Source organism: Pseudomonas quasicaspiana (assembly GCF_021147825.1).
Lineage (GTDB): Bacteria > Pseudomonadota > Gammaproteobacteria > Pseudomonadales > Pseudomonadaceae > Aquipseudomonas > Aquipseudomonas quasicaspiana.
This window is the reverse complement of the sequence record NZ_JAGTPI010000121.1, coordinates 1-2,135: the sequence shown is the minus strand read 5'-3', so window position 1 is coordinate 2,135 and position 2,135 is coordinate 1. Positions and strand designations below refer to the sequence as shown.

Annotated in this window: 1 protein-coding gene; it reads right to left on the bottom strand. The window is 60.4% G+C overall.

Going from position 1 to position 2,135, the window contains the following annotated elements; translation table 11 throughout:
- Nucleotides 1–601: 601 nt before the first annotated feature.
- Nucleotides 602–2,020, bottom strand: a complete 1,419-nt coding sequence (locus KDX30_RS29360) for a short-chain fatty acid transporter (RefSeq protein ID WP_122805518.1) — start codon at nt 2,018–2,020, stop codon at nt 602–604.
- Between the last annotated feature and the right edge of the window lie 115 nt (nt 2,021–2,135).

Below are 2,135 nucleotides of genomic sequence, written 5' to 3'. Positions count from 1 at the left end.
CCCACATAGAGCCGGGCTTGCTTCGCGACAGTGCAGTGTCAGGCATTCCAGGCGCGCTAATGAAACAAAACGCAATCACCTGATCTGGAATGCTTTCCTGTAGGAGCGCGCTTGCCCGCGATGAATGACAACGCGGTCTTTCTGATACACCCCATCGCCTGCATCGCGGGCAAGCCCGGCTCCCACATAAAGCCGGGCTTGCTTCGCGATAGCGCGGTGTAAGGGAAACCAGGCGCGCGCTGATCAAACAAAACGCAATCACCTGATCTGGAATGCTTTCCTGTAGGAGCGCGCTTGCCCGCGATGAACGATAACGCGGTCTTTCTGATACACCGCATCGCCTGCATCGCGGGCAAGCCCGGCTCCCACATAGAGCCGGGCTTGCTTCGCGACAGTGCAGTGTCAGGGGCGCAAAGTGCGCTAATGAAACCCAATGCAATCACCTGATCTGGAATGCTTTCCTGTAGGAGCGCGCTTGCCCGCGATGAACGATAACGCGGTCTTTCTGATACACCCCATCGCCTGCATCGCGGGCAAGCCCGGCTCCCACATAGAACCGGGTTTGCTTCGCGACAGCGCGGTGTCAGGGACACCAGGCTCGCTAAGGATGCATCGGCGGTGTGTACGCCAGTGTCGCGCCCAGAATCCACAGCAGAAACAACACCAGCGGCGTGTGCACCAGCAACTGCACGAACGAGAAGCCGATCAAATCCCGAGCCTTCAAACCCAGCACGCCTAACAGCGGCAGCATGTAGAACGGGTTGATCAGGTTCGGCAGCGCTTCGGCGGCGTTGTAAATCTGCACGGCCCAGCCCAGGTGATACTCAAGGTCATTGGCCACCTGCATCACATAGGGCGCTTCGATGATCCACTTTCCGCCGCCCGACGGGATGAAGAAACCCAAGACTGCCGAATACACGCCCATCAGCAGCGCGTAGGTGTCGTGGGAGGCGATGCTGGTGAAGAAGGTCGAGATGTGATGGGCCAGGGTCTGCGCATCCGTGCCCTTTACGGTCGTCATCAATGCCGCGATGGACCCATACAGCGGGAACTGGATCAGCACGCCCGTGGTGGTCGGCACTGCCCGGGTCACGGCATCGAGAAAGCTGCGTGGACGCCAGTGCAGCAGCGCACCGACCATGATGAACAGGAAGTTATACGTATTCAGCCCGGAAATCGCCGTAATTGCCGGCTTGGTGGAAAACTCGTTGAAGATCCAGCCGGACGCCAGCAGCACCATCAGAATGATCAGCAGCGGGCTGTATTCCAGCCATTCACCCGGACGGGTACGCGCAGGTAACGCGGGCATGCTGAACGCCGGATCGACGCCGCACGCCTGGGCATCTTTAGCGCTGTTCGGGCCCGGCGCCGTTGCGTAAGCCACTACCAGCGATACCACGACCAGCGCCGCCAGCAGCACACCGGACTGCCAGAGGAAAATGGTTTCGGTGAACGGGATAACGCCGGTGATAGCCAGAATCGAAGGTGGAAGGCTGCCGGGGTTGGCTTGCAACTGTGCCGCCGAGGATGAAAGCCCCAACGCCCACACGGCGCCGAGCCCCAGATAGGCCGCTGCACCCGCTGCGCGATAGTCCATGCGCAAGTCGGTACGGCGGGCGAGGGCGCGAACCAGCAAGCCGCCGAATACCAGCGACAGGCCCCAGTTGAGCAGCGAGGCGACCATGGAGATCAGCGCAACCCAGGCCACTGCCGAGCGCCCGTTCTTTGGAATGCGCGCCAGCCGGTCGATGAGCTTTACTGCAGGAGGAGAGCTGGCCACCACATAACCGCCAATCACCACGAAGGCCATTTGCATGGTGAACGGAATCAGACTCCAGAAGCCGTCGCCAAAAGCTTTGGCAGCATCGGCAGGTCTGGCACCCATGGCCAGCGTGGCAACCGTGACGATGACCACCGCGAGCGCGGCGAACACCCAGGAATCAGGAAACCAGCGCTCCGCCCATTTGGCGCAACGCAGGGCGAAACGGGCAGAGCGACTATCTTCGATATCGGCGGCCACGGGGTTGTCCTCTTGTATTTATTATTGGGGGTTGAATCTTTATTACATACCCACTGTAGGAGCTGCCGAAGGCTGCGATGCGGTGTGTCAGTCACTCCGCATCGCAGCCTTCGGC